The 20,950-nt window shown below is 48.5% G+C and carries 18 protein-coding genes; 8 read left to right on the forward strand and 10 right to left on the reverse strand.

What is annotated here, in order from left to right:
- Positions 1 to 5 precede the first annotated feature (5 nt).
- The 3 genes from ACTNE6_RS06340 (at position 6) to ACTNE6_RS06350 (ending at position 7,236) form a co-directional block, all read left to right on the forward strand.
- Positions 6 to 974 carry an ABC transporter substrate-binding protein gene (locus ACTNE6_RS06340; RefSeq protein ID WP_442499016.1) on the forward strand — a complete coding sequence of 323 codons (969 nt, stop codon included), beginning with the start codon at positions 6 to 8 and terminating at the stop codon, positions 972 to 974.
- A 31-nt stretch (positions 975 to 1,005) separates the two neighbouring features.
- On the forward strand, positions 1,006 to 5,094 hold the full coding sequence (locus ACTNE6_RS06345) for a response regulator (RefSeq protein ID WP_442499017.1): 4,089 nt from the start codon (positions 1,006 to 1,008) through the stop codon (positions 5,092 to 5,094).
- Positions 5,095 to 5,262: 168 nt separating this feature from the next.
- On the forward strand, positions 5,263 to 7,236 hold the full coding sequence (locus ACTNE6_RS06350) for a TonB-dependent receptor plug domain-containing protein (protein WP_442499018.1): 1,974 nt from the start codon (positions 5,263 to 5,265) through the stop codon (positions 7,234 to 7,236).
- A 69-nt stretch (positions 7,237 to 7,305) separates the two neighbouring features.
- Here the strand turns inward: ACTNE6_RS06350 and ACTNE6_RS06355 are convergent, their stop codons facing one another.
- Positions 7,306 to 8,271, reverse strand: a complete 966-nt coding sequence (locus tag ACTNE6_RS06355) for a hypothetical protein (RefSeq protein ID WP_194968677.1) — start codon at positions 8,269 to 8,271, stop codon at positions 7,306 to 7,308.
- Positions 8,272 to 8,860: 589 nt separating this feature from the next.
- Positions 8,861 to 9,547, reverse strand: coding sequence for an HAD family hydrolase (locus ACTNE6_RS06360; protein ID WP_442499019.1), 687 nt, complete (start codon positions 9,545 to 9,547; stop codon positions 8,861 to 8,863).
- Between the two features lie 161 nt (positions 9,548 to 9,708).
- On the opposite strand from ACTNE6_RS06360, the gene ACTNE6_RS06365 reads away from it, so the two are divergent.
- Positions 9,709 to 10,251 (forward strand): RNA pyrophosphohydrolase, encoded by a 543-nt coding sequence (locus ACTNE6_RS06365; protein ID WP_268120073.1) that lies wholly within the window; start codon positions 9,709 to 9,711, stop codon positions 10,249 to 10,251.
- Here the strand turns inward: ACTNE6_RS06365 and cpdA are convergent.
- The 6 genes from cpdA to ACTNE6_RS06395 all read right to left on the reverse strand — a co-directional run bounded on the left by cpdA (position 10,245) and on the right by ACTNE6_RS06395 (position 15,480).
- Positions 10,245 to 11,048: a 3',5'-cyclic-AMP phosphodiesterase gene (gene cpdA / locus ACTNE6_RS06370; protein ID WP_442499020.1), complete on the reverse strand. Its 804-nt coding sequence runs from the start codon at positions 11,046 to 11,048 to the stop codon at positions 10,245 to 10,247. The two genes, ACTNE6_RS06365 and cpdA, sit on opposite strands and share 7 nt — an antisense overlap.
- Before the next feature lie 9 nt (positions 11,049 to 11,057).
- Complete coding sequence (gene argA, locus ACTNE6_RS06375) at positions 11,058 to 12,374, reverse strand: amino-acid N-acetyltransferase (protein ID WP_442499021.1); 1,317 nt, start codon at positions 12,372 to 12,374, stop codon at positions 11,058 to 11,060.
- Between the two features lie 70 nt (positions 12,375 to 12,444).
- A complete protein-coding gene (locus ACTNE6_RS06380; protein ID WP_442499022.1) occupies positions 12,445 to 12,606 on the reverse strand; it encodes a hypothetical protein in 162 nt (53 codons plus the stop codon).
- A 78-nt stretch (positions 12,607 to 12,684) separates the two neighbouring features.
- The gene (locus tag ACTNE6_RS06385; protein WP_442499023.1) at positions 12,685 to 13,356 is read right to left on the reverse strand and encodes a TIGR04211 family SH3 domain-containing protein; all 672 of its coding nucleotides are present in this window, start codon (positions 13,354 to 13,356) and stop codon (positions 12,685 to 12,687) included.
- Between the two features lie 43 nt (positions 13,357 to 13,399).
- The gene (argF, locus tag ACTNE6_RS06390) at positions 13,400 to 14,302 is read right to left on the reverse strand and encodes an ornithine carbamoyltransferase (RefSeq protein ID WP_442499678.1); all 903 of its coding nucleotides are present in this window, start codon (positions 14,300 to 14,302) and stop codon (positions 13,400 to 13,402) included.
- The gene (locus ACTNE6_RS06395; protein WP_442499024.1) at positions 14,299 to 15,480 is read right to left on the reverse strand and encodes an acetylornithine transaminase; all 1,182 of its coding nucleotides are present in this window, start codon (positions 15,478 to 15,480) and stop codon (positions 14,299 to 14,301) included. The genes argF and ACTNE6_RS06395 overlap by 4 nt, the downstream gene beginning before the upstream one ends.
- Before the next feature lie 173 nt (positions 15,481 to 15,653).
- Here ACTNE6_RS06395 and grxD point away from each other — a divergent pair, with 173 nt between their 5' ends.
- Complete coding sequence (gene grxD, locus ACTNE6_RS06400; RefSeq protein ID WP_442499025.1) at positions 15,654 to 15,977, forward strand: Grx4 family monothiol glutaredoxin; 324 nt, start codon at positions 15,654 to 15,656, stop codon at positions 15,975 to 15,977.
- A gap of 47 nt (positions 15,978 to 16,024) precedes the next feature.
- Here the strand turns inward: grxD and rnt are convergent, their stop codons facing one another.
- Positions 16,025 to 16,648 (reverse strand): ribonuclease T, encoded by a 624-nt coding sequence (gene rnt / locus ACTNE6_RS06405; protein ID WP_194968669.1) that lies wholly within the window; start codon positions 16,646 to 16,648, stop codon positions 16,025 to 16,027.
- 135 nt (positions 16,649 to 16,783) lie between these two features.
- On the opposite strand from rnt, the gene ACTNE6_RS06410 reads away from it, so the two are divergent.
- Positions 16,784 to 17,518, forward strand: coding sequence for an MlaA family lipoprotein (locus tag ACTNE6_RS06410; RefSeq protein ID WP_194968668.1), 735 nt, complete (start codon positions 16,784 to 16,786; stop codon positions 17,516 to 17,518).
- 76 nt (positions 17,519 to 17,594) lie between these two features.
- Here ACTNE6_RS06410 and pyrC read toward each other — a convergent pair whose 3' ends face one another.
- On the reverse strand, positions 17,595 to 18,629 hold the full coding sequence (pyrC, locus tag ACTNE6_RS06415; RefSeq protein ID WP_442499026.1) for a dihydroorotase: 1,035 nt from the start codon (positions 18,627 to 18,629) through the stop codon (positions 17,595 to 17,597).
- Positions 18,630 to 18,737: 108 nt separating this feature from the next.
- On the opposite strand from pyrC, the gene ACTNE6_RS06420 reads away from it, so the two are divergent.
- Together ACTNE6_RS06420 and aspS are read left to right on the forward strand one after the other, a co-directional pair.
- On the forward strand, positions 18,738 to 19,016 hold the full coding sequence (locus ACTNE6_RS06420) for an FmdB family zinc ribbon protein (protein ID WP_442499027.1): 279 nt from the start codon (positions 18,738 to 18,740) through the stop codon (positions 19,014 to 19,016).
- A gap of 69 nt (positions 19,017 to 19,085) precedes the next feature.
- A complete protein-coding gene (gene aspS / locus ACTNE6_RS06425) occupies positions 19,086 to 20,870 on the forward strand; it encodes an aspartate--tRNA ligase (RefSeq protein ID WP_442499028.1) in 1,785 nt (594 codons plus the stop codon).
- Positions 20,871 to 20,950: the final 80 nt, after the last annotated feature.

The raw sequence follows: 20,950 nt of genomic DNA on the forward strand, positions 1-20,950 counted from the left end.
TAAATATGGCAAGCACTATTGCAGACTGTTTTTTAATCTTGCGAGCAGCATTCGCCAGGAGAATATGCGTGCTATTGTCTATGTCAGTGCTGGCATTATTTCATGCAGGTGAAGCGAGGGCGGAAGAAAGCAGAGGCATATTGATTCTTAATTCGAACTCCGCGGTAAAAAACTATGAATTGGCCCAAGCGGCGTTTGCAGCAAATTCGGCAGAAATAAAGGCCAAAATAAATCTTGGGGATAGTTCAAACGATATCGATACAGTCAGAGAACGGATTCGGCAAGTCAATCCTGATGCAATTTATGCAATTGGTTCAAAAGCTTACTTGCTGGCACATGATATTGCGGAAGATAGAAAAATAATTTTTTCATCCGTACTGAATTGGCAGCGCTTGCCGATGAGTAAGCATTCTTATGGTGTTTCCAATGAGTTATCGTCGGGCATGCAGTTGATGACTTACCGTTATCTTTTCCCGAAGCTGAAAAAGATCGGGATCATTTATAGTGAGAAATTTAATAAGGAATGGTTGTCGGTAGCAGCTGAAACCGCAACAGATGTGGGCATGGAAATCGTTAGCATACCCATTGTCGAACCGGCAGAGCTGGCTTCTACCCTGGAAAAACTTTTGCCGTCAGTGGATGTGCTATGGCTTATTTCCGATCCAGTCGTTCTTGCTGATCAAGAATCTGCGCTTGAAATCTTTAACCGGAGCGCGACGGCGAAAAAGCCGGTCATCGCTTATGCTGAAATATTTTCTACCTTGGGCGCAACGCTGGTGATATCGGCTGATATTTCCACGATGGGCCTGCAGGCGGCAACTCTGACGAGAGATTTGCTGGAGCATAAAGAGGTTTTGCGACCCGTGGTTGATCCCGCCGGTTCTTATATTATGCTTAACATGAAGAAAGTGAAGGAATATGGATTAGATTTGAATAACGAAGCCTTGGGTTCGGTTAATCAAATTATCGAATAATCTTTGATAGATCAATCTGAGAATAGAACAAATGGTTAAACGGAGTATTTACAAAAAGCTGCTTGTGACGATGGTGGGTTTAATTATCGCCTTGTTGACCATGTTGACCTTTGTTCAAATCAAGTTTCAAAAAGATATGTTTGAAAAGGAACTGGATAAACGCATTGCGTTGATGAAAGGAAAATTGATAGATAGAGGACAAATTCTATCCGACAGCTTATCCGGCCAGGTTAAAGACGGCATCGCTTCGGTTAATCTTTCACACGTTTCAGATCTGTTAAGGAATGCAGTGCAGGAGAATGGAGAGCTTTATTACATAATCCTGATGCAGTCCTCCGGCATGGCGTACATTCATACTTTAAAACCGCAGCTTGAAATGGAGATCCTTGCCGAGAAAGAAGACGTGTTTGCAGCCAGCCAAAATACCGCAACGGTTAATGAATATGTCAGCAACGGTAAATCTGTTATGGAATTCATCATGCCGATTCAGGTGAGTGCGGAACCTTGGGGTGTTCTCAGGCTGGGGTTTTCATTGGATCTTCTTAATCAGGAAATCGCTAACTCGCGAAAGGAAAGCGCCGAGCAGATTCGTGTAATGATAACGCGGCTATTAATGATTACGATTGCTTTCATTCTGATAGGTGCCGGTATCGTGTTATTCATATCCGAACGCCTGTCCAGGCCGCTGTTGCAATTGACTCATTTGGCAAACCAATTGGCCCGGGGCGATTTTGAGGTCAGCGACTATATCAAAGGAACTCCGGAAGGTGAAATCGGCGCTTTAACGACAGCGTTTGTACAAATGGCCAGGAACCTAAGGGTTTCTTACGACAAGCTTGAAGAATACAGCCGGACGTTAGAGCAGAAAGTCTTTGAGCGCACCTCCGAACTGGCTGAAGCGCGGGATCAAGCGATTGCTGCCAACAAAAGCAAATCGGAGTTTCTGTCAATCATGAGTCATGAGATTCGCACGCCGATGAATGCCATTATCGGCATGACCCGGTTGGCGCTGCAGACGGAAGTTACAGCCAAACAGCGCGATTATCTGACTAAAGTTCAAACCTCCTCTCATACGCTGCTCGGCATCATTAACGATATCCTGGATTTTTCGAAAATCGAAGCCGGGAAACTGGAACTGGAGGCCATCGCGTTTAATCTGGATGACGTGCTGAATAATCTTGCCAATTTGATGAGTGTTAAAGCCGAAGAAAAAGGTCTTCAGATACATTTTACCACTGGCCGTGATGTGCCTTTGTATCTGATAGGTGATCCGCTCAGACTAGGCCAAGTATTGCTTAACTTGGTCAATAATGCAGTAAAATTTACCCAATATGGCGAAATCGTCGTTAATGTTGCATTGGCTGAAGACGATGGCCGGCAAGTCAAAAGAAATGGTCAGGTAGTGCTTGAGTTCTCTGTCAAAGATACCGGCATAGGCTTAACGAAAGAACAAATAAGCGGTTTATTTGAATCTTTCAGCCAAGCCGATAAATCAACTACCCGCAAATATGGCGGGACAGGCCTGGGGTTGGCAATCTGCAAGCGGATGGTGGACATGATGGGAGGGCGCATCAACGTTACCAGCGAAGTGGGAAAAGGCAGTATTTTTTCCTTTACCGCCGCCTTCGAGCAGTACCAGGGCGTTGATCAAGGATGTATTGCCTCGCTTGAGGATTTTCAGGGCATGAAGGCATTAGTCGTGGATGATAATGCGACATCCCGGAATGTTCTACGTTCTTACCTGGAGTCATTTTCTTTTCAAGTGGATCAAGCCAATACCGGCGAGCAGGCGATTCAGATGCTGGAAAATGCCCCCGTTGAAGATCCTTATCGCCTTGTCATCATGGACTGGAAACTGCCCAAAATAGACGGTATTTCAGCGGCGCGCCATATTAAGAATGATCCCAAGATTATTCATACTCCCTACATTATCATGATAACGGCTTATAGCAGAGAGGATATCATTCAGCAATCAAATGACGCCAACCTGGACGGGTTTCTTATCAAGCCGGTGCATCCGTCGGTGCTGCTTAATGCAGTTATTGATGTATTCGTTCAAAATCGTTTTGACGAAAATCCTGTCCAGCACGTTCTTGATGCGGCAATGAATGATAAAAAATTATATAAAACTGAAGGAAAAAAACTGCTGCTGGTAGAAGATAACGAAATTAATCAACAGGTTGCGAAAGAAATACTGGAAAAGGAAGGTTTTGACATCGACATTGCTGCAGATGGACTGGAAGCCGTGCAAAAAATACGAGCCAAACGCTTTGATGCGGTATTGATGGATTTGCAAATGCCGATGATGGACGGTTATGAGGCGACACGCATTATACGTTCCGAGCCACAGTTTGACGATCTGCCGATTATTGCCATGACGGCTCATGCCATGACCGATGTCAAGGAGAAATGCTTGAGCATCGGCATGAATGGATATATAGCTAAGCCAATAGATGTCGATGAGTTAGTGGCAAACCTGCTTGATTCAATCAAACCGGAAATGCGGGAAATGCTGGATTCCACTTTGGAGATAGCCGATACGCAAGCAAAGACATTACTACCGGCCTACTTGCCCAGTATCGATTGGCGGTTGGGATTGAAGAGCGTTGCAGGCAATGCTCAATTATTTCATGAGCTGCTGCTGAAATTTCATGAAGATTTTGGCGATGCGGCAACTCGACTGGAGGCATTTCTGCAAACAGGCGATAACGAATCGGCTTTGGCATTACTGCATTCATTGAAAGGCGTTGCGGGCAATCTTGCCATGCCTGAATTGAGAGATAGAGCAAACGCACTGGAAACGGCTATCGCAAAGCAGCAAGCATTGGTTCCCGGGTTATTGATTGAATTTTCCAAGGCTCAACATAGAGTGCTTGAGTCAGTTGCCCGGTTGAAAACTTATGAGTCTACAGAGTTGCCGGATTACAATAACAATGCTGTCGAGCCCGATTTATCGCTGGTTGAATCTTTATTGAACGATTTATTTGACGCCTTGAATGGAAGCCGTCTGGATGCAGACTATCATTTTAAAGAACTGAAAAAGATTATCCAAAATTCACGGCATAGTAATAATCTCAGATTACTTGAGAAGGCGATCAATCAATTTGATTTTGCTGCTGCCCAATCTGTTTTACAGGATATTGTGCTGGTTTTATTTGATAAGAAATTAATGCAATCGACTGTATCCTCAGAAACTGATAACAGACAAAAGATATTGATTGTCGATGATATGCCTGTAAATATCCTGACATTAGGAGAAGTCCTGAGGTCTCGTTACGATATTGTTGCGGCCGTAAATGGAAGAAAAGCCTTATCTATAGCTCAGTCAGATCAGCCTCCCGATCTGATTTTACTGGATATTGAAATGCCCGACATGGATGGGTGGCAGGTTTGCAGACATCTGAAAACAACTGAAAAAACACGCAATATTCCGGTCATCTTTATTACGGGCCACGACGAAGTTTCCGAAGTGATGGCGGGCTTTGAGTCGGGAGCCGTCGATTACATCAGCAAACCGTTCAATATATCAGTCGTTCAGGCCAGGGTTCAGACTCATCTGGCGCTTAAAAAGCAACGCGACTTGTTAGAACAGCTGGCAAGCGTGGACGCATTGACAGGCATTCCCAATCGCCGCATGTTCGATGAGTATTTCGCCAGAGAATGGCGCCGCTCCATGCGTTCGGCATCGCCCATCTCTCTCATCTTCATGGATGTAGACTTCTTCAAAGCTTACAACGATAACTACGGCCATGCGGAAGGGGATCGCTGCCTGGAGAATATTGCCGCCATACTGAAGCATACGCTTAAGCGGGTTACTGATTTTGTGGCGCGTTATGGCGGTGAGGAGTTTGTCGCTGTATTACCGGAGATGAATCTGGACGAAGCGGTGGAGATGGCTGAAAGCATGCGTAAAAATGTCGCCAGTTCCAATATTCCTCATGCCTATTCCGAAGTAGCCGATCGGATAACGTTGAGTCTTGGCGTGAGCAGTGTAATACCTGTTGCAGACATATTGCCCGAAGACCTGATAAAGACCGCCGATGCTGCGCTTTATATGGCGAAAGAAAACGGCCGGAATCAGGTTGGTGCAAAATTGACTGGAATTAAAGATGCGCTATGAGATGTGCAATAAACCTCTGCTCCTTATTCCTGAACCGGAGCAACGGCGATATTTCCCTTTAATGAAGCATTCGTAATTCGCATGGCTATGAGAAAAGAATTTCTTATTCTGTTCGTGTGCGTGGTTTCAATGTTTCACATATCCCTCGCATCTGCCGCCGCTCCTCCGATGATGTCAAAAGAAAACATAGAAGCTTCGTTAGATGAAGAGTTAGGCTGGCTTCAGGAGGAATCGGTCATCTTTTCCGCATCCCGGCGAGAACAAAAAGTTTTGCAAACATCCGCCGCTGTATTCGTTATCAGCAATGACGATATACGCCGCTCCGGCGTTACTTCAATTCCCGACGCTTTGCGCATGGCTCCAGGGCTTCAGGTCGCCCAAGTGAATGCGAATACCTGGGCAATTACAGCGCGGGGATTTAACGGAGAGAATGCAAACAAGTTGCTGGTGATGATCGACGGCAGAACGGTTTATCATCCTACCTTTTCGGGAACGCTTTGGCGGACAAAAGATGTGTTGCTTGAAGATGTAGAAAGGATTGAAGTCATCAGGGGGCCGGGTGCAGCCATGTGGGGCGCCAATGCCGTAAACGGCGTTATCAATGTGATCACCAGAAATGCAGCCAATACTTATCAGGGCTTATCGGTAACAGCCGGAGGAGGCAGTGAGGATAAAGGTCTGGGTTCTGTCCGTTACAGCGGAAAACTGGCGGATAATCTGCATTACCGGACTTATATGAAATATAACGATAGGGATAATTTAAAATTTGAAGGCGGCGGCAACCCTAATGACAATTGGGAAAAGTTTCAGGGCGGCTTCAGAATCGATGGCGATTTGACACCGCATGATTCACTGACCTTGCAAGGCGATCTGTACAAAGGCAATGGCGGCAGCTTGAGGGACGCTACAGCACCGGTAGCTCCTTTTACTTCTCGGAGCAATGTAGGTGAAGATTTTTCCGGCGGCAATATTTTGAGCCGATGGCGGCACCGGTTTTCTGACACATCGGATTTGTCGCTGCAGTTCTACTTTGACCGGACCCAGGATAGGACTACTTATTCCGCATTTAACGATGCATCGGAAGCCGTTATAAGCACATACGACGCCGATCTGCAGCATTATTTCCAGCTTGGTAGTTGGCAGGAAGTGACCTGGGGGCTGGGATTCCGGTATATAGAGGACGATCAGGACAATGCCGTCAATTTTTCATTTGCACCTGCAAGCCGCGATTATCTGCTATATAGCGCATTTATACAGGATCAGGTGACGCTGGTCCCAGATAAACTAAAGTTCCTGTTTGGCTCAAAATTTGAACATAATGATTTTAGCGGCTTTCAAATTCAGCCCAATGCCCGCTTCATCTATACGCCCGATAACAAACAGGCATTATGGGCGGCGGTGTCTCGTGCAGTGCGGACGCCCAATCGTTTAGATCAGGATACAAACTTGCTCTATTTCAGCCAGTTAAGTGCTAATGACTTTAGTGCCTTTCGAGGTAATCGGAATTTTGATTCGGAAGAACTGATTGCTTACGAATTAGGCTATCGAATAGCACCCAAAGAGAATATATCCATCGACATCACGGCTTTTTACAATGTGTATGACAAACTGAGGAGTGTTGAAGCCGGAATGCCTTTTGATGACACGACTAATGGTATATCCCATAAAGTTTATCCTGTTACTTATGGAAATAATGCCCGTAGCGAAACTTACGGTTTGGAGACGGCAGCGCAATGGCAGGCGTTAAAGTGGTGGCGTCTGCAGGCAAACTACTCTTATCTGCAAATTCAGCTTCATACTGATTCCGCTTCGCTGTTCAATGATGTCGAGGAAGGACAATCACCCCATCATCAATTCAATTTCAGATCCTCGATGGACCTGCCGCACAATGTACAATTGGATGCCTTTTTACGGTATGTGGACAAGTTGCGCTATAGAGACTATTACCCTGAGCGGGGAATCGCCAGCTATCTGGAAATGGATGTGCGCTTGGGATGGAAGCCTGTGAAAAATATCGAATTATCCATTTCCGGCAGAAATCTGTTGGACAGCAGTCATGCCGAATTCAAAGCCTTGATAAGGAATATGCCTGTTATAGAAGTACAGCGCAGCATATTTGGACAGATAAGCCTGGACTTTTGAAAGTCAGGCTTATCTGTCTTAGTTCAAGATTGTTGTTGCCCGCCTTATTGGCCGCGATGTAAGTGAATGTCAATCTGTTCCCAAGAAAGCTTTCTTAAGGCGTTTGCCGGAAGACAGCCAGATTTTAATAGCTTCATAGACAATGACCGTCGTAAATGTAACGGCCATCCATACCAATACGGCTTCAACGGGTAGCGAGGCCCAGGCACTGACTGTTAAGCCCAGCATTTGATCATGGTTGTATCCCCACCATTGATATGGCGAGGCGAGAGTCGCTTCCCATATCAGGCTGATCAATAAAATAAAAAAGAATGTAGAACTGAAAGCGCGCCAATTGATAAATCGGTAAGTCGTCTTAAAGAAAGCTGCGGAAGGGATAAAGCTGGCGACTGTAAGAAAGGTAAAATAGCCCGGAAATCCGCCTTGATAGTGATGAGTAAAAAAATTCTTATAAATAAAGCCGCAGAGGATCAATATCAGCCCCCAAGCAAGGGATTTCGGATGAAAAAATACGATTTTTTCTATCTCTTTAGTCTCCGCAGAATAATCAGGCACATTGTAAGCGGCAAGCCAGTATTCATCGCACCAGATATAAACCAGTAGAACCGTGACAAATCCGGAGAGGTAAAAAACAAATTCCTCGATCGGCAATGCCAGGCGCCACATCATCCGATCGAAGTCAAAGCCAGGCAGATATACCTGAAGTGTGGCTTCATGGTTTGCAAAAGTAAAAAAGCTAAGACCAAAAAAAATATCCAGGATAAAGCCCAGAGGTACAAGCATGATTAAGGCCAGCCAGAAAGACTTACGGATTAATTTTTCGTTGTGGCTGACATGAAGCCAAGTGATGATCGTTAATGCCGGGACAATGAAAAGCAGTAAGCTCCAGGTATATCCCAATGGAGAAATGCCGGCAACAGGAGCAATGACTTCTTGAGCTTTTTTGACAGTCAACATCGTTAATGTAGCCGGCAAGGCTAAAACAACGAGCATGATGATAAATATTTTAAAATCCTTTATTGACGTGAAGTTCATATTTTCCCTCTTATCTAATATTTGATGAGTATGGGGCTCTGATTGTTAAATATGATGAAAGTTCAACAGTTTCAGCAGTTGAATAACTCATTATCTGCGATAATGTCATTTTTTATGACTCTAACAAAATTTATGAGTTGACTTTAAAGTTATCACAAGCGTTGGGTATTGTCAGCATCAACAATACGGATTGCCGAACTGGTGCCGTGAGAGTGCCAGCAAGCAGCAGAAAGCAGGCTCAAACGTTATACATGCTACTGATCTGGGAATGAGATTCCGACAGTTAACGGATACTTTTCTATCCGTGATTTCTGACTAACAGTCAGGACTTACGCAAGCCTGTGGGGCGATTTTAATCGCCACCACACTTTTAAAATGGCCGGTAGCAGAAGAGTGAAATATGTAAGTCCAGATAGTGGGGCTCGCTACCTGGATGTGTTTGATTAGGAAATCTGCGGTTAAATGCTTTGGGCTCAGCCCGCTTTCAACTTCGTCAGATTGTATGCGCTTTAGGCCGGGAAGAACCAAGGCGCATTGCGGGATAACTTCTTAAGTGCTATCAGCTGACACCTTGGCCTATTCAGTCAGGCTATTTATGGAAGTGATGCGTCGGGCATTGATCGTTTCTTAGGCTAATGATCGGCCATTTGGCCGCTGCCGCGAACTGGCGCAGCTTTTCATCCGGGTCGACCGCGACGGGATTATCGACCAGCTTAAGCAATGGCAGATCGTTGTGTGAATCGCTGTAGAACCAGCTGTCCTGCATGGTTTCCGTCGAGTTTTTTAACCACGCTTCCAGCAGCTTCACTTTGCCTTCCTGGAAACAGGGAATGCCATCAAAATCTCCAGTATATCGGCCCTCTGTGAATGACGGTGTAGTCGCCAGCAAGTTATCAATGCCATACAGTTTGACTATCGGTTCGGTAACGAAACGGTTAGTAGCGGTAATGACCAGCAAGGTATCGCCCCGGTCCCTGTGCTTGGCGATCAGCTCTTGTGCGGATTTCAACAACAAGGGTCTGATGATTTCTTCGATAAACTGCGCCCGCCACCGGTAAAGCTGTTCGGGATGATTGTCGGCCAAAGGCCGCAGAGAAAAGCACAGGAATGCCCTTATATCCAGCGTGCCTTGTTTATAATCATCATAGAATTTAGCGTTAGCGCTTGCGTATTGATCTTTATCGACAATGCCTTGTTCGACAAGAAACTGCCCCCACAAATAATCACTGTCATCGGCAATCAAAGTATTATCTAAATCGAAAATCGCTAAACTCACGGGTAAACCTGTCTGAAATAATTAAAAAAATATTGCCCTATGGCGTCTGTACATTTTTTATGGAACAATGGAGGCAATTAATTTATTACCTGACCTATAGTTTGCAATTCTACCACACGCAAGATTAAACATAGGAAAGGACAAGACATAGGTTTTTAAACATGATCGACTCTAAAGGATATCGGCCCAATGTCGGCATCATCCTTTGCAATGACGAGGGTCGCGTGTTTTGGGCAAAACGGATGGGCGTGAACTCATGGCAGTTCCCGCAAGGCGGAATTCATCAGAATGAAGATCCTGAAACAGCGATGTATCGAGAATTGTGGGAAGAAACGGGGCTACAGGAACAACATGTACAGGTGCTTGGGCGTACCCGTTACTGGCTGAGGTATCAATTGCCTGAGCGTTATATACGCAAGAATTCACTGCCAGTCTGTATCGGGCAAAAGCAGATCTGGTTTATCTTGCGGCTGATAACGCAGGAATCCAATGTGCGCTTCGACCGCTGCGCCAAGCCGGAATTTGATGGCTGGCGCTGGGTGGATTATTGGGAACCGCTGAAGGATGTTGTCTATTTCAAACGCAAAGTGTATCAGAAGGCGATGACCGAACTGGGCGCGCTGCTGACTGTCGATTCCGTGCCGGTTAACGCGGAAGGGTATTTATCGAAAGAAAAAAGATACAACGGGACTAACCATCAATAGCCCTGTGCATCTGTTTGCAGCCCGGTTAACGGCTCGGGTAAATGATGAACCTCTGATTCGAGCCGGCCGTCAGCAGACAGTTGGATCAACCGGTAACCCGGTGGCGTATCGGCGACCACGAGCTGTGTGCTTGCAGGCTGAAACTGGAAGCAGGTAGAGGGCGACCCCCATGCGCGAATGGAGTCTGCTTCAAGCTCTATAGCTTGATGGATATGGCCGAACGTGACGGCTTTGACATTCGGATGCTTGTCGATTATCGCAAATAGCGCCTGCGCGTTTCCTATCATCATGGTATCCATCCAGGGACTGTTGATGGACAGGCAATGATGATGCATGGCAATCAATGCATAGCGACCCGGATGGGCGTCAAGGCATTGTTCAAGAAATGTCAGTTCCTGGTTTGACAAGTAGCCGTCGGGCGTGCCAGGCACCTGACTGTTCAGACTGACGATTTGCCAATTGCCTAGAAAGACCTGCTTGCGGCAATTGACTAGCTCCGTGTTCAGTATTTCTTGCATCAACTCATAATCATCGTGATTGCCGGGCAGGCAGACGCAAGGCGTTTTATATGCTTCAAGCGTGTTCAGGATGTGCTGATAGTTTGACCGGCCGGGGTGCTGGGCCAGGTCGCCCGTGAACAGAATCAAATCAAACCGGTGCTCCGATGCAAAAGCCTGCTCAAGAACAGCCCGGAAATAATAGTCCGTATCGATCCCCAAGAGTGTCTCGCCGGGATTAGGCAGAATGTGCGAATCAGATATTTGCAGTATCGACAGGCAATCAGGGGCATGAGTCATGGCAAAATCCTATTCAATGTTTTTACAGAGAATCTTGGAATTTCTCTGCGGATTGTATAACGCCTTGAGCGGGTCGGGAAGGCTGTTGATATCCGACGGCGAGAAACCCCGTTCGATAAACCAGTGCATGGTTTGTGTCGACAGCACGAATAATTTTTTCAAGCCCAGTCCGCTCGCTCTGTGGTAGGCATATTCCAGCATGCGATTACCTCTGGCGGAGCCTTGATAATCCGCATGAACAGCCATGCAGGCAATGACGCCGGACTTTTCCTGCTCATTCGGATGCAGTGCGGTGCAGCCTATGATCAAACCGTCTCTTTCAATCACGATGTAATCGGCGATTTCCATCTCGATTTTTTCCCTGGAACGCTTGGTCAATTTACCTTGTTGTTCCAGCGGCTTAATCAGTTCCAGTATGCCGCCTATGTCGTTCAGAGAGGCGGGGCGCAATTCTTCGAACGGCATGGAACTGATCAAAGTACCGATGCCGTCCCGGGTAAAAAGTTCAAGCAGCAGGGCGCCGTTATGGTTGCGGTTGATCAGATGCACTCGGTCGATGCCTGATTGGCAGCTCTGGATAGCCGCTTTCAGAGGCAGGCTGACCGTGTCGGCAAGGTCAGGATGCTGCTCCAGAAAAGCGCTGGCTTCAGCGGTGGTCATTTGCTGAATTTGCGCACCGCTATCTGGATGGCAGCAGCTTTGCTCGGTCAATAGAATGAGCTTTTCGGCTTTTAACGCAATCGAGACGGCCGTCGCGACTTGCTCGGCGGACAAATTGAAAATTTCTCCGCTGGGTGAATAGCCGATAGGCGAAATCAGCACGACATTGTTCTGGTCCAATTGCTGATGAATTGCCGCGCTGTCGATGCGCCGGACTTCGCCCGTATGGCAGTAATCGATGCCGTCGATGACGCCTATCGGTTTGGCGGTAACGAAATTGCCGGAAGCCACCTTGATTTTAGCGCCCGCCATCGGCGAATTGGCAAGGCCCATCGACAGGAGGGCTTCAATTTCCACGCGCACCAGTCCGGCCGCCTCTTTTACGCACTGAAGAGCCAGATCATCGGTAATGCGTAAATGGTTATGAAAACGGGGCGGCGGAGTGGTGTTATTAAGACGTTGATCTACCTGCGGGCGTATGCCATGGACCAGCACCAGGCGTATGCCAAGACTGTTCATTAACGCAAAATCGTGAACATGATTGGCGAAGTCATCATCAAGAACTGCCTCGCCGCCGAACGAAATCACAAACGTCTTGTTGCGATGCGCATGTATATAAGGTGATGAGTTTCTGAACCAGCTGACAAATGAGTGATGCGATTCCATAATAGCACTTATAGAATTTTTGAAAGAGCGGGAAGCCTGGGTGTCGGAACACCCAGCATTGGGATTGGAGTTAATTCAGATTATCGGTAACGGCGCCCAGGGAAGCTGAACTGACTGATTTGGCATATTTCGCCAGTGCGCCGCAAGTGGCATCTTCGGCCAGTCTGTTGATGTGCACGCTCCATGCCGTCAACACCTTGAGAAGAAGAGTAGGGGCGGACTTTTTTGTCACCTGAATTAGCCATGTAAGCAATTCCCGAAAGTTATGGGTTTAAAATGTCGGACACGAAAGGCTAGGGGCTGCCCGATCTCAGTAAGTATCCCAACTGCTGCTTCTGCGGCGCCAGCCCAATTTGGGCAGGATGAATCCCAAGATGACGCCGACCAGGGACAGAATGCCGCCGTATAAAAACCAGTCTTGTTTGCTGCTGTCCGCCAGCGCCTTGTTTTCCAGTTTAAGCTGTTCCAGTTCCCGTTCAACATTGACCACGCGCTCTTGAAGTTCATCGCGTTGATTTTTTAACTCCACGGCGTTGGAAGCGGTTTGCTTCAGCTCGCTGAGTTCTCTGGCCAAATGGTCGCGTTCCGTTGCGAGAGACTGTTCGAGAGTTGTTCCCGGTGTCAATGAACTTTTCAGCGATTCAAATTCAGTTTTAAGTGTCGTGTTTTCTTTTTCCAATGACGCCAGTTTTTTATTGGCGGCATCCAGTTGAGAACGGCTGGGGGGTTCCTTTTTGGTATGGCGGGCCAGAATATAGCCTTCTGTGCCGTCATCAAGGCGTGCATAGATGAAACCGGTTTCCTTGTTTTGACTGAGCACTGTCAGAGACGTGCCCGGATGGAGCATTTTTATAACTTTACCACGCGTGTTTTCTTCGCTTCTAAATGCCAGATCCAGATTGTCGGTTACATAGACAGTATCGGCCTGCGCTGAACCGAAAGCCAGCATTAAAATAAAAAACGAACTTAATATTTTTTTCACTTGAATCTCTGTTCTTGATCGTCTGAAAAAATGAATTTTAGCGTTATTTACGGCACATTAGAAATTCCAGCAGCGCTTTCTGTGCGTGCAGGCGATTTTCGGCCTCATCGAAGATAACGCTCTGCGGACCGTCGATAACATCGGCAGAGACTTCTTCACCGCGGTGTGCCGGCAGACAATGCATAAACAGGGCATCATGATTTGCTGCTTTCATAATGTCTGCGTTGATCTGATAATCTTGAAAGGCTATTTCACGTTGTTTTTGTTCTTCCTCCTGCCCCATGCTGGCCCAGACGTCAGTGACGAGCAAATCCGCGCCTTTGGCTGCTTCCAGCGGCGTGGAGAAAAAACGGACGCGTTCGCCCGCCGCGTCAACAATGGATTTTACGGGTTCATAACCGGACGGGCAGGCAATGTTCAATTTAAAATCCAATACGGTTGCGGCGTCGATATAGGAATGGCACATATTATTGCCATCACCGATCCAGGCGACGGTTTTGCCCTGAATGTCGCCGCGATGCTCAAAATAAGTCTGTATGTCTGCCAGTAATTGGCACGGGTGCTGCAAATCGGTTAATCCGTTGATCACGGGTACCCGCGAATGCTCGGCGAATGTAGTTACCGTTTCATGCTTGTTGGTTCTGAGCATGATGCAATCGACCATGCTGGAAATAACTTTGGCGCTGTCCTGCAGCGGTTCTCCGCGTCCCAATTGGGTGTCCCTAGGCGACAGAAACAATGCGCTGCCGCCAAAATGGATCATGCCGGCTTCAAATGAAATACGGGTACGCGTCGATGATTTTTCAAAGATCATCGCCAGAACTTGGCCTTTTAAAGGCTGATAATCAGGATCTCGGTGATTTTTCAGCGCTATGGCTCTGCTGATCAAGCCGCGAAATTCGTCGCTTGATAAGTCTAACAGGCTGATGAAGTGTCTGGGTTTCATAGGCATGGTTTTGTGTGCGCTTGAATGAGAGCGGATAAAGTTTCTACGAGTTGATTGATTTGCTGGTCATCAATGATCAATGGCGGCAGCAGGCGGATGGTTTTCTCGCTGGTGACATTGATCAGTAAACCTTGCTCCAAGGCTGATTTGACAAGGTCTGCGCAAGGCGCGTCGAGTTCGATGCCGATCATGAGGCCTTTATGGCGAACGTCGACAACATGCGGGTTATCAGCCAATTGCTTGCTGAATCCGGCGCTGATAGCGGCGCCTTTTTGTTCGGCTTGTCCGATCAGGTCTTCATTCTCCAGTGTTTCCAACACGGCTAATGCTGCGCTGCAGGCCAGAGGATTGCCGCCGAATGTCGAACCGTGGGCGCCTGTGGTAAACAATTGAGCCGCTTTGCCATGAGCAAGGCAGGCACCGATCGGTACGCCATTGCCCAATGCTTTGGCCAGTGTGCAAACGTCAGGCAAGATTTCATTATGCTGATAGGCAAGAAATTTTCCGGTGCGGCCTATGCCGGTCTGGATTTCATCCAGCATCATCAGCAGTCCGTGCTGATCGCACAGATTGCGAATTTGGTTAAGGTAATCGGCAGCGGGAACGTTGACGCCGCCTTCACCTTGAACGGGCTCAACCAATACGGCAACGATATCGGCATTTTGTTTAATCGCTTGTTCGATGGCGTTGATGTCGTTATAAGGTACGCGCACAAAACCCTCGACCAGTGGCGCAAAGCCTTGCTGTACTTTCGCGTTGCCGGTGGCGCTCAATGTGGCGAGCGTGCGGCCGTGAAAGCTTTTTTCCATGACGATGATGGCCGGGTTTTCTATATTTTGTTGATGTCCATATAGGCGAGCCAGTTTGATGGCGGCTTCGTTGGCTTCAGCGCCGGAATTGCAGAAAAAAACGTTATCCATGCCGCTTTTTGCGATCAATTTATCGGCCAGGCGCTCCTGGGCAGCGATAACATATACGTTTGACGTATGCAGCAAGGTTTCGCTTTGCTTGCAGATAGCCCTGTGCACTGCCGGGTGCGCATGGCCCAGATTGCATACGGCTACGCCGGATAAGGCATCCAGATAACGTTTATTGTTAGTGTCCCACAACCATGCGCCGGCGCCGCGTTCAAAAGTCACGGGTAAGCGTCCATAAGTTGGCATAATATGGCTAGTCATTGATTCTGCCTATAAACAAAAATAGTGGAAAGTCGGTCGCCCGCTGGAAAAATGTTCGATTATAGTTTTCAAACAGCTCTCAGGCAAGCGCAGGCTTGCAAGATTTGCTTTTTTAACGCCATAATTGTTGATAAAATCAGTCAGTTTTATTTGTCGAGTGAGTAACTGCTACTATGAACGTAATTGAAAGAATCAAAGACCAGATTGAAAATAATCCGGTTGTTTTATACATGAAAGGCACGCCTGATTTTCCACAATGCGGCTTTTCCGGCCAGGCTGTTCAGGTGCTGGATGCCTGTCATGCGAAATACATGTACGTCAATATCTTCGAAGATCTTGAGATTCGCGAGGCGCTGAAGGAATATTCAAACTGGCCGACCTATCCGCAGCTTTACATCGGCGGCGAACTCGTAGGCGGCTGCGACATCATGATTGATCTGTACAACAAGGGCGAGTTGAGCAAAATGCTAGCAGCAGTCGGCGCCATTACAGAATGATTTGTAGAGACTATCATACCCGGGACGCGGGTATGATAGTCTTTGTCCTAGAGGGCGAGTGATTCGAGCCGTTTCCAGCGGTTGACTATCTTGCAGAATAACTCGGCCGTCTTCTCCGCATCGTATAGCGCAGAATGCGCTTTTTCATTATCCCATTCCAGGCCGGCTGATTTGGCAATTTTTGCCAGCACGGTTTGCTGATACGCCAATCCTCCCAACGTAGCCGTGTCAAATGTACTGAACGGATGAAACGGGCTTCTTTTTATTTGCGTGCGATGGATGGCCGCATTCAGGAAATTGATGTCGAAAGCCGGATTATGGCCTACCAAAATCGCCCGTGTGCAATTGTTGCGCTTTACCGCCTCCTTGATGGGCTTGAACAGCATGTCAAGCGCCTCTTTCTCATCAATAGCCATACGGAAAGGGTGATGCGGGTCAATGCCATTGAATTTGAGGGCGGATTCATCGAACTCGGCGTTTTTGAACGGAATCACATGCGTCGAGTAGCGCTCAGTGATTTCCAGATCGTGCTGGCTGTTAAGTTCGACAATTACGGCGGCGATTTCCAGCAATGCATGCTTTTTAGGGTTAAAACCGGCTGTCTCTATGTCGACAATGACAGGCAGATAGCCTCTAAAGCGTTTGTCTAAAGGAATTTTGGGTATATCCATTAAATTTGAGCGGAATCAGGGGTATGGGAAGAATTAAGTAACATAATGGCGAATATCGATAGCTGAAGCCGTTTATGCTATGTTACGCGAAATTTAAGTCAGAATAAAAATAATAGCTAAATTAAAGGCAAAGCCATGCACAAGAACAGATCAATAACACGATTGGCAAACTTTATATTATTGGGCATGATGGCGGGATGCGCAACCAGTACACGAGATACCAGAGATCCGCTGGAAAACTGGAACAGGGATGTGCAGTTGTTCAATGATAACCTTGATGAGTATGTAGGAAAGCCTATTGCCAATGGCTATCAGTGGATTATGCCGTCATTCGCCGATCGCGGCGTGACTAATTTCTTTAGTAATATTAATGATATTGGCGTCACAATAAATGATCTTTTACAGTTCAAGTTATCGCAGGCCGGCATGGATGGATCGCGCTTTATTGTCAATACGGTGGCCGGTATCGGCGGATTCATCGATGTTGCGGAGATGATTGATCTGCCCAAACACGAAGAGGATTTTGACCAGACGCTGGGTGTTTGGGGCTTGCCGACAGGGCCTTATCTGGTCTTGCCCCTCTTAGGGCCCAGTTCTCCGCGCGGCATAGGCGGCCTGATCGGCGATACGGCCATGAATCCCATCAGCTATCTTGATAGCGGCATTATCAGCGGCTCATTGTTCGCGGCGAATTGGACTGATTTTCGCGCAGACAATTTGGGGACTGAAAAAGCAGCGGATGAAGCGGCTTTGGACAGGTATGAGTTTTTCAAAAACGCCTATTTGCAGCGGCGCAATTATTTGGTCCACGACGGCAATGTGCCGGAGGAGGAGAAGGATGAACTGGAACTGGACGAAAATAATCCATAGCCGATTGATCCTTCATTAACCTGCGCTCAGACCGCAAACAGACGACAGATCCCGCCTGTTTGCGGTCTGAATGAGTTTACTGTGCTATCTGCCAAGTCAGTTCTTCATCGGCTTTCAGCGGCGTGATCGATACCGAATCATCGCCGTAAGCGGCCGGCACTTTCCAGGTGGTTTTTCTCAGGGTGATCGTGCCTGAATTTCTCGGCAAACGGTAGAAATCGGCGCCATGAAAGCTCGCAAAACCTTCCAGCTTGTCCAGCGCATCGGCCCGCTCGAAGACTTCCGCGTACAGTTCCAGCGCGGCATGGGCGCTGTAACAGCCCGCGCAGCCGCAAGCGGCTTCCTTCAACGAAGTCAGATGCGGGGCGCTGTCCGTGCCCAGGAAAAATTTCGGATTGCCGCTGGTGGCGGCGGCGACCAAAGCCTGGCGATGGTGTTCGCGTTTGATGATGGGCAGGCAGTAATGATGCGGCCGTATGCCGCCGGCCAGAAGGGCGTTGCGGTTGAACATCAGGTGTTGCGGCGTAATGGTGGCGCCAATGCGCGCGCCGGTCGATTGTACAAATTGCACGGCTTCCGCCGTTGTCACATGCTCGACCACAACGCGCAGTTCCGGGAAGTTTTTGACGATGTCGGCCAGAGCAGTATCGACGAACACCCGCTCCCGGTCAAAGATATCGCAAGCCTCATCGGTGACTTCGCCATGGATCAGCAAAGGCACATCGTGTTTTTCCATGGCTTCCAGCAGCGGGTAGGCGGCTTTGATATCGCTGATGCCGGCATCGGAGTGCGTCGTGGCACCGGCCGGATACAGTTTGAACGCCTGGACGTGTTCGCATTCGGCGGCCTTCCTGATTTCATCCGCCGTCGTCGCGCCAGTCAGGTATAGCGTCATCAGCGGCGTAAAATCCAGGTCCGCCGGTACAGCCTGCAGGATTTCCTCCCGATAGGCCAGGGCCTGCACCACGGTCATCACGGGCGGTTTCAGATTGGGCATGATGATGGCGCGGGCGAATCGCCGTGCGGTATGCGGCATGACAGTTTTTAAAATCGCGCCGGTTCTGACATGCAAATGCCAATCGTCGGGTTGTGTGATGGTTAATTTTTTCATTCTGGATGTCATCTTTCTGTAAAATAGGCAATTATTTTATAGGAAGGACCTTGAAAAACTAAGACTGTCCCCTATTTTGGGTATTATTTTTTGTTATCGGAGGGGCTAATGCCAATTTACGAATATCAATGTCAAGCGTGCGGTCATGAACATGAAGCTTTGCAAAAACTCAGCGACGCGCCATTAATCAACTGCCCGGCCTGCAGTCAACCGGAGCTCATGAAAAAGATTTCAGCGGCCGGATTCCGACTGAAAGGCGGCGGCTGGTATGAAACCGATTTTAAAAGCGGCAACAAGAAAAACGTAGCAGGCGAGAGCGGCAGTTCCAGCGCCAGCGCGCCCAGTGTCGCCAGTTGCTGCGGCGGAGGCTGCAAGACCAGTCATTAGAAACCGGCTTGCATCTGCCAGTCTAAGCACGTAATATCGACAAATTTTTTGGATTAACAGAGAAAACTTATGCGTACCCACAAATGTGGAGAATTAAACAAAAAACATTTAGCCGAAACGGTTGAATTATGCGGCTGGGTTCACCGCCGCCGGGACCATGGCGGGGTTATTTTTATCGATCTGAGAGACCGCGCCGGTCTGGTGCAAGTCGTATTTGATCCTGATTCTCCCGAAACTTTCGCGGTCGCCGAAAGTGTACGCAGCGAATATGTTTTAAAAGTCAACGGGATCGTGCGCGATCGTCCCGAGGGCACGATTAATCCGAACATGAGCACCGGTGAAATAGAGGTGCTGGCTACCGGCGTGGAAGTGCTGAACGAATCCGAAACGCCGCCTTTCCCGATCGAGAGCGACATCGAAGTCAACGAGGAAATGCGTCTGCGCTACCGCTACATCGATCTGCGCCGCACGTCCATGCAGGAAAAAATGCGCGTGCGCCGCGATGTCACGCGCACGTTGCGCAATTTCCTCGATGACCACGAGTTCTTCGAGATCGAAACGCCTTACCTGACCAAAGCCACGCCCGAAGGTGCGCGCGATTACATCGTGCCCAGCCGTACGCATGAAAACGCCTTTTTTGCCTTGCCTCAGTCGCCGCAGCTTTACAAGCAGATACTGATGGTTTCCGGCATGGACCGCTATTATCAGGTCGTGCGCTGCTTCCGCGACGAGGACCTGCGTGCAGACAGGCAACCTGAATTTACCCAGCTCGATATCGAGACCTCTTTCATGGACGAAAACGAGATCATGGAAATCATGGAAGAGATGATCCGTCAGCTGTTCGCCAAGGTTAGCGGCGTGCAACTCGATGCGACTTTCCCGCGCATGACTTATCAGGAAGCCATGTCCCGGTTCGGCGTGGACCGCCCTGATTTGCGTATTCCGCTGGAACTGGTCGACATCGCTGAAGAAATGAAAGATGTCGATTTCAAAGTCTTCTCGGGCCCGGCCAACGATCCGAAAGGCCGCGTCGTGGCCATGCGCCTGCCTAACGGCGGCGACTTGAGCCGCAAGGACATCGAAGACCTGACCAAATTCGTCGGCATCTACGGTGCCAAAGGTCTGGCTTATATTAAAGTTAACGACCGCAATGGCGGCATTGACGGCTTGCAGTCGCCGATCGTCAAATTCGCGCCGGCCGAAGTCTGGGAAAAAGTGCTGACCAAAACCGGCGCGCAAACCGGCGACCTGATTTTCTTCGGCGCCGACAAGGCCAGCGTCGTCAACGAAGCGATGGGCGCGTTGCGCGTCAAGCTTGGCCACGACCTGAACATGCTGGAAGGCGAGTGGAAACCGGTCTGGGTGGTCGATTTCCCGATGTTCGAATGGGACGACAAGAACCAGCGCTGGGCCGCGATTCACCATCCGTTCACGGCGCCAAGCTGCGCGGCTGAAGAATTGCTGGCCAATCCCGGCACGGCGCTGTCGCGCGCTTATGACCTGGTATTGAACGGCACCGAAGTCGGCGGCGGTTCGATCCGTATCAACCGCCCGGCCATGCAGCAGACCGTATTTAAAATATTAGGTATCGACGATAACGAAGCCAGAGAAAAATTCGGCTTCCTGCTCGATGCTTTGAAATACGGCGCGCCGCCGCATGGCGGACTGGCGTTCGGGCTGGATCGTCTGGTCATGCTGATGACCGGCTCGCATTCGATCCGCGACGTGATTGCCTTCCCTAAAACGCAGTCAGCGGCCTGTCCATTAGTCAACGCACCGGCTCCCGTCGATGATACGCAGCTGCGCGAGCTGGGCATCCGCTTGTTGAAACCAACTGCCGCCAAGGCGTCTTAACCGCCTTGTCCACTATTTTGCCTCCGCCCAAAATAATGCGGCGGAGACAAAACTTATACCCAGAACGAAGTGTCTTATAA

The sequence above is a fragment of the Methylobacter sp. sgz302048 genome (assembly GCF_052162025.1).
In the GTDB taxonomy this organism is placed as follows: domain Bacteria; phylum Pseudomonadota; class Gammaproteobacteria; order Methylococcales; family Methylomonadaceae; genus Methylobacter.

Excerpts from the sequence above, each read along its gene's own strand:
- aspS (WP_442499028.1), top strand. The coding sequence starts at position 19,086 with ATGCGTACCCACAAATGTGGAGAATTAAACAAAAAACATTTAGCCGAA.
- argA (WP_442499021.1), bottom strand. The coding sequence starts at position 12,374 with ATGGAATCGCATCACTCATTTGTCAGCTGGTTCAGAAACTCATCACCT.
- ACTNE6_RS06345 (WP_442499017.1), top strand. The coding sequence starts at position 1,006 with ATGGTTAAACGGAGTATTTACAAAAAGCTGCTTGTGACGATGGTGGGT.
- ACTNE6_RS06395 (WP_442499024.1), bottom strand. The coding sequence starts at position 15,480 with ATGACTAGCCATATTATGCCAACTTATGGACGCTTACCCGTGACTTTT.
- ACTNE6_RS06420 (WP_442499027.1), top strand. The coding sequence starts at position 18,738 with ATGCCAATTTACGAATATCAATGTCAAGCGTGCGGTCATGAACATGAA.
- grxD (WP_442499025.1), top strand. The coding sequence starts at position 15,654 with ATGAACGTAATTGAAAGAATCAAAGACCAGATTGAAAATAATCCGGTT.
- cpdA (WP_442499020.1), bottom strand. The coding sequence starts at position 11,048 with ATGACTCATGCCCCTGATTGCCTGTCGATACTGCAAATATCTGATTCG.
- ACTNE6_RS06365 (WP_268120073.1), top strand. The coding sequence starts at position 9,709 with ATGATCGACTCTAAAGGATATCGGCCCAATGTCGGCATCATCCTTTGC.
- ACTNE6_RS06410 (WP_194968668.1), top strand. The coding sequence starts at position 16,784 with ATGCACAAGAACAGATCAATAACACGATTGGCAAACTTTATATTATTG.
- argF (WP_442499678.1), bottom strand. The coding sequence starts at position 14,302 with ATGAAACCCAGACACTTCATCAGCCTGTTAGACTTATCAAGCGACGAA.
- rnt (WP_194968669.1), bottom strand. The coding sequence starts at position 16,648 with ATGGATATACCCAAAATTCCTTTAGACAAACGCTTTAGAGGCTATCTG.
- ACTNE6_RS06355 (WP_194968677.1), bottom strand. The coding sequence starts at position 8,271 with ATGAACTTCACGTCAATAAAGGATTTTAAAATATTTATCATCATGCTC.
- pyrC (WP_442499026.1), bottom strand. The coding sequence starts at position 18,629 with ATGAAAAAATTAACCATCACACAACCCGACGATTGGCATTTGCATGTC.
- ACTNE6_RS06340 (WP_442499016.1), top strand. The coding sequence starts at position 6 with ATGGCAAGCACTATTGCAGACTGTTTTTTAATCTTGCGAGCAGCATTC.
- ACTNE6_RS06350 (WP_442499018.1), top strand. The coding sequence starts at position 5,263 with ATGATGTCAAAAGAAAACATAGAAGCTTCGTTAGATGAAGAGTTAGGC.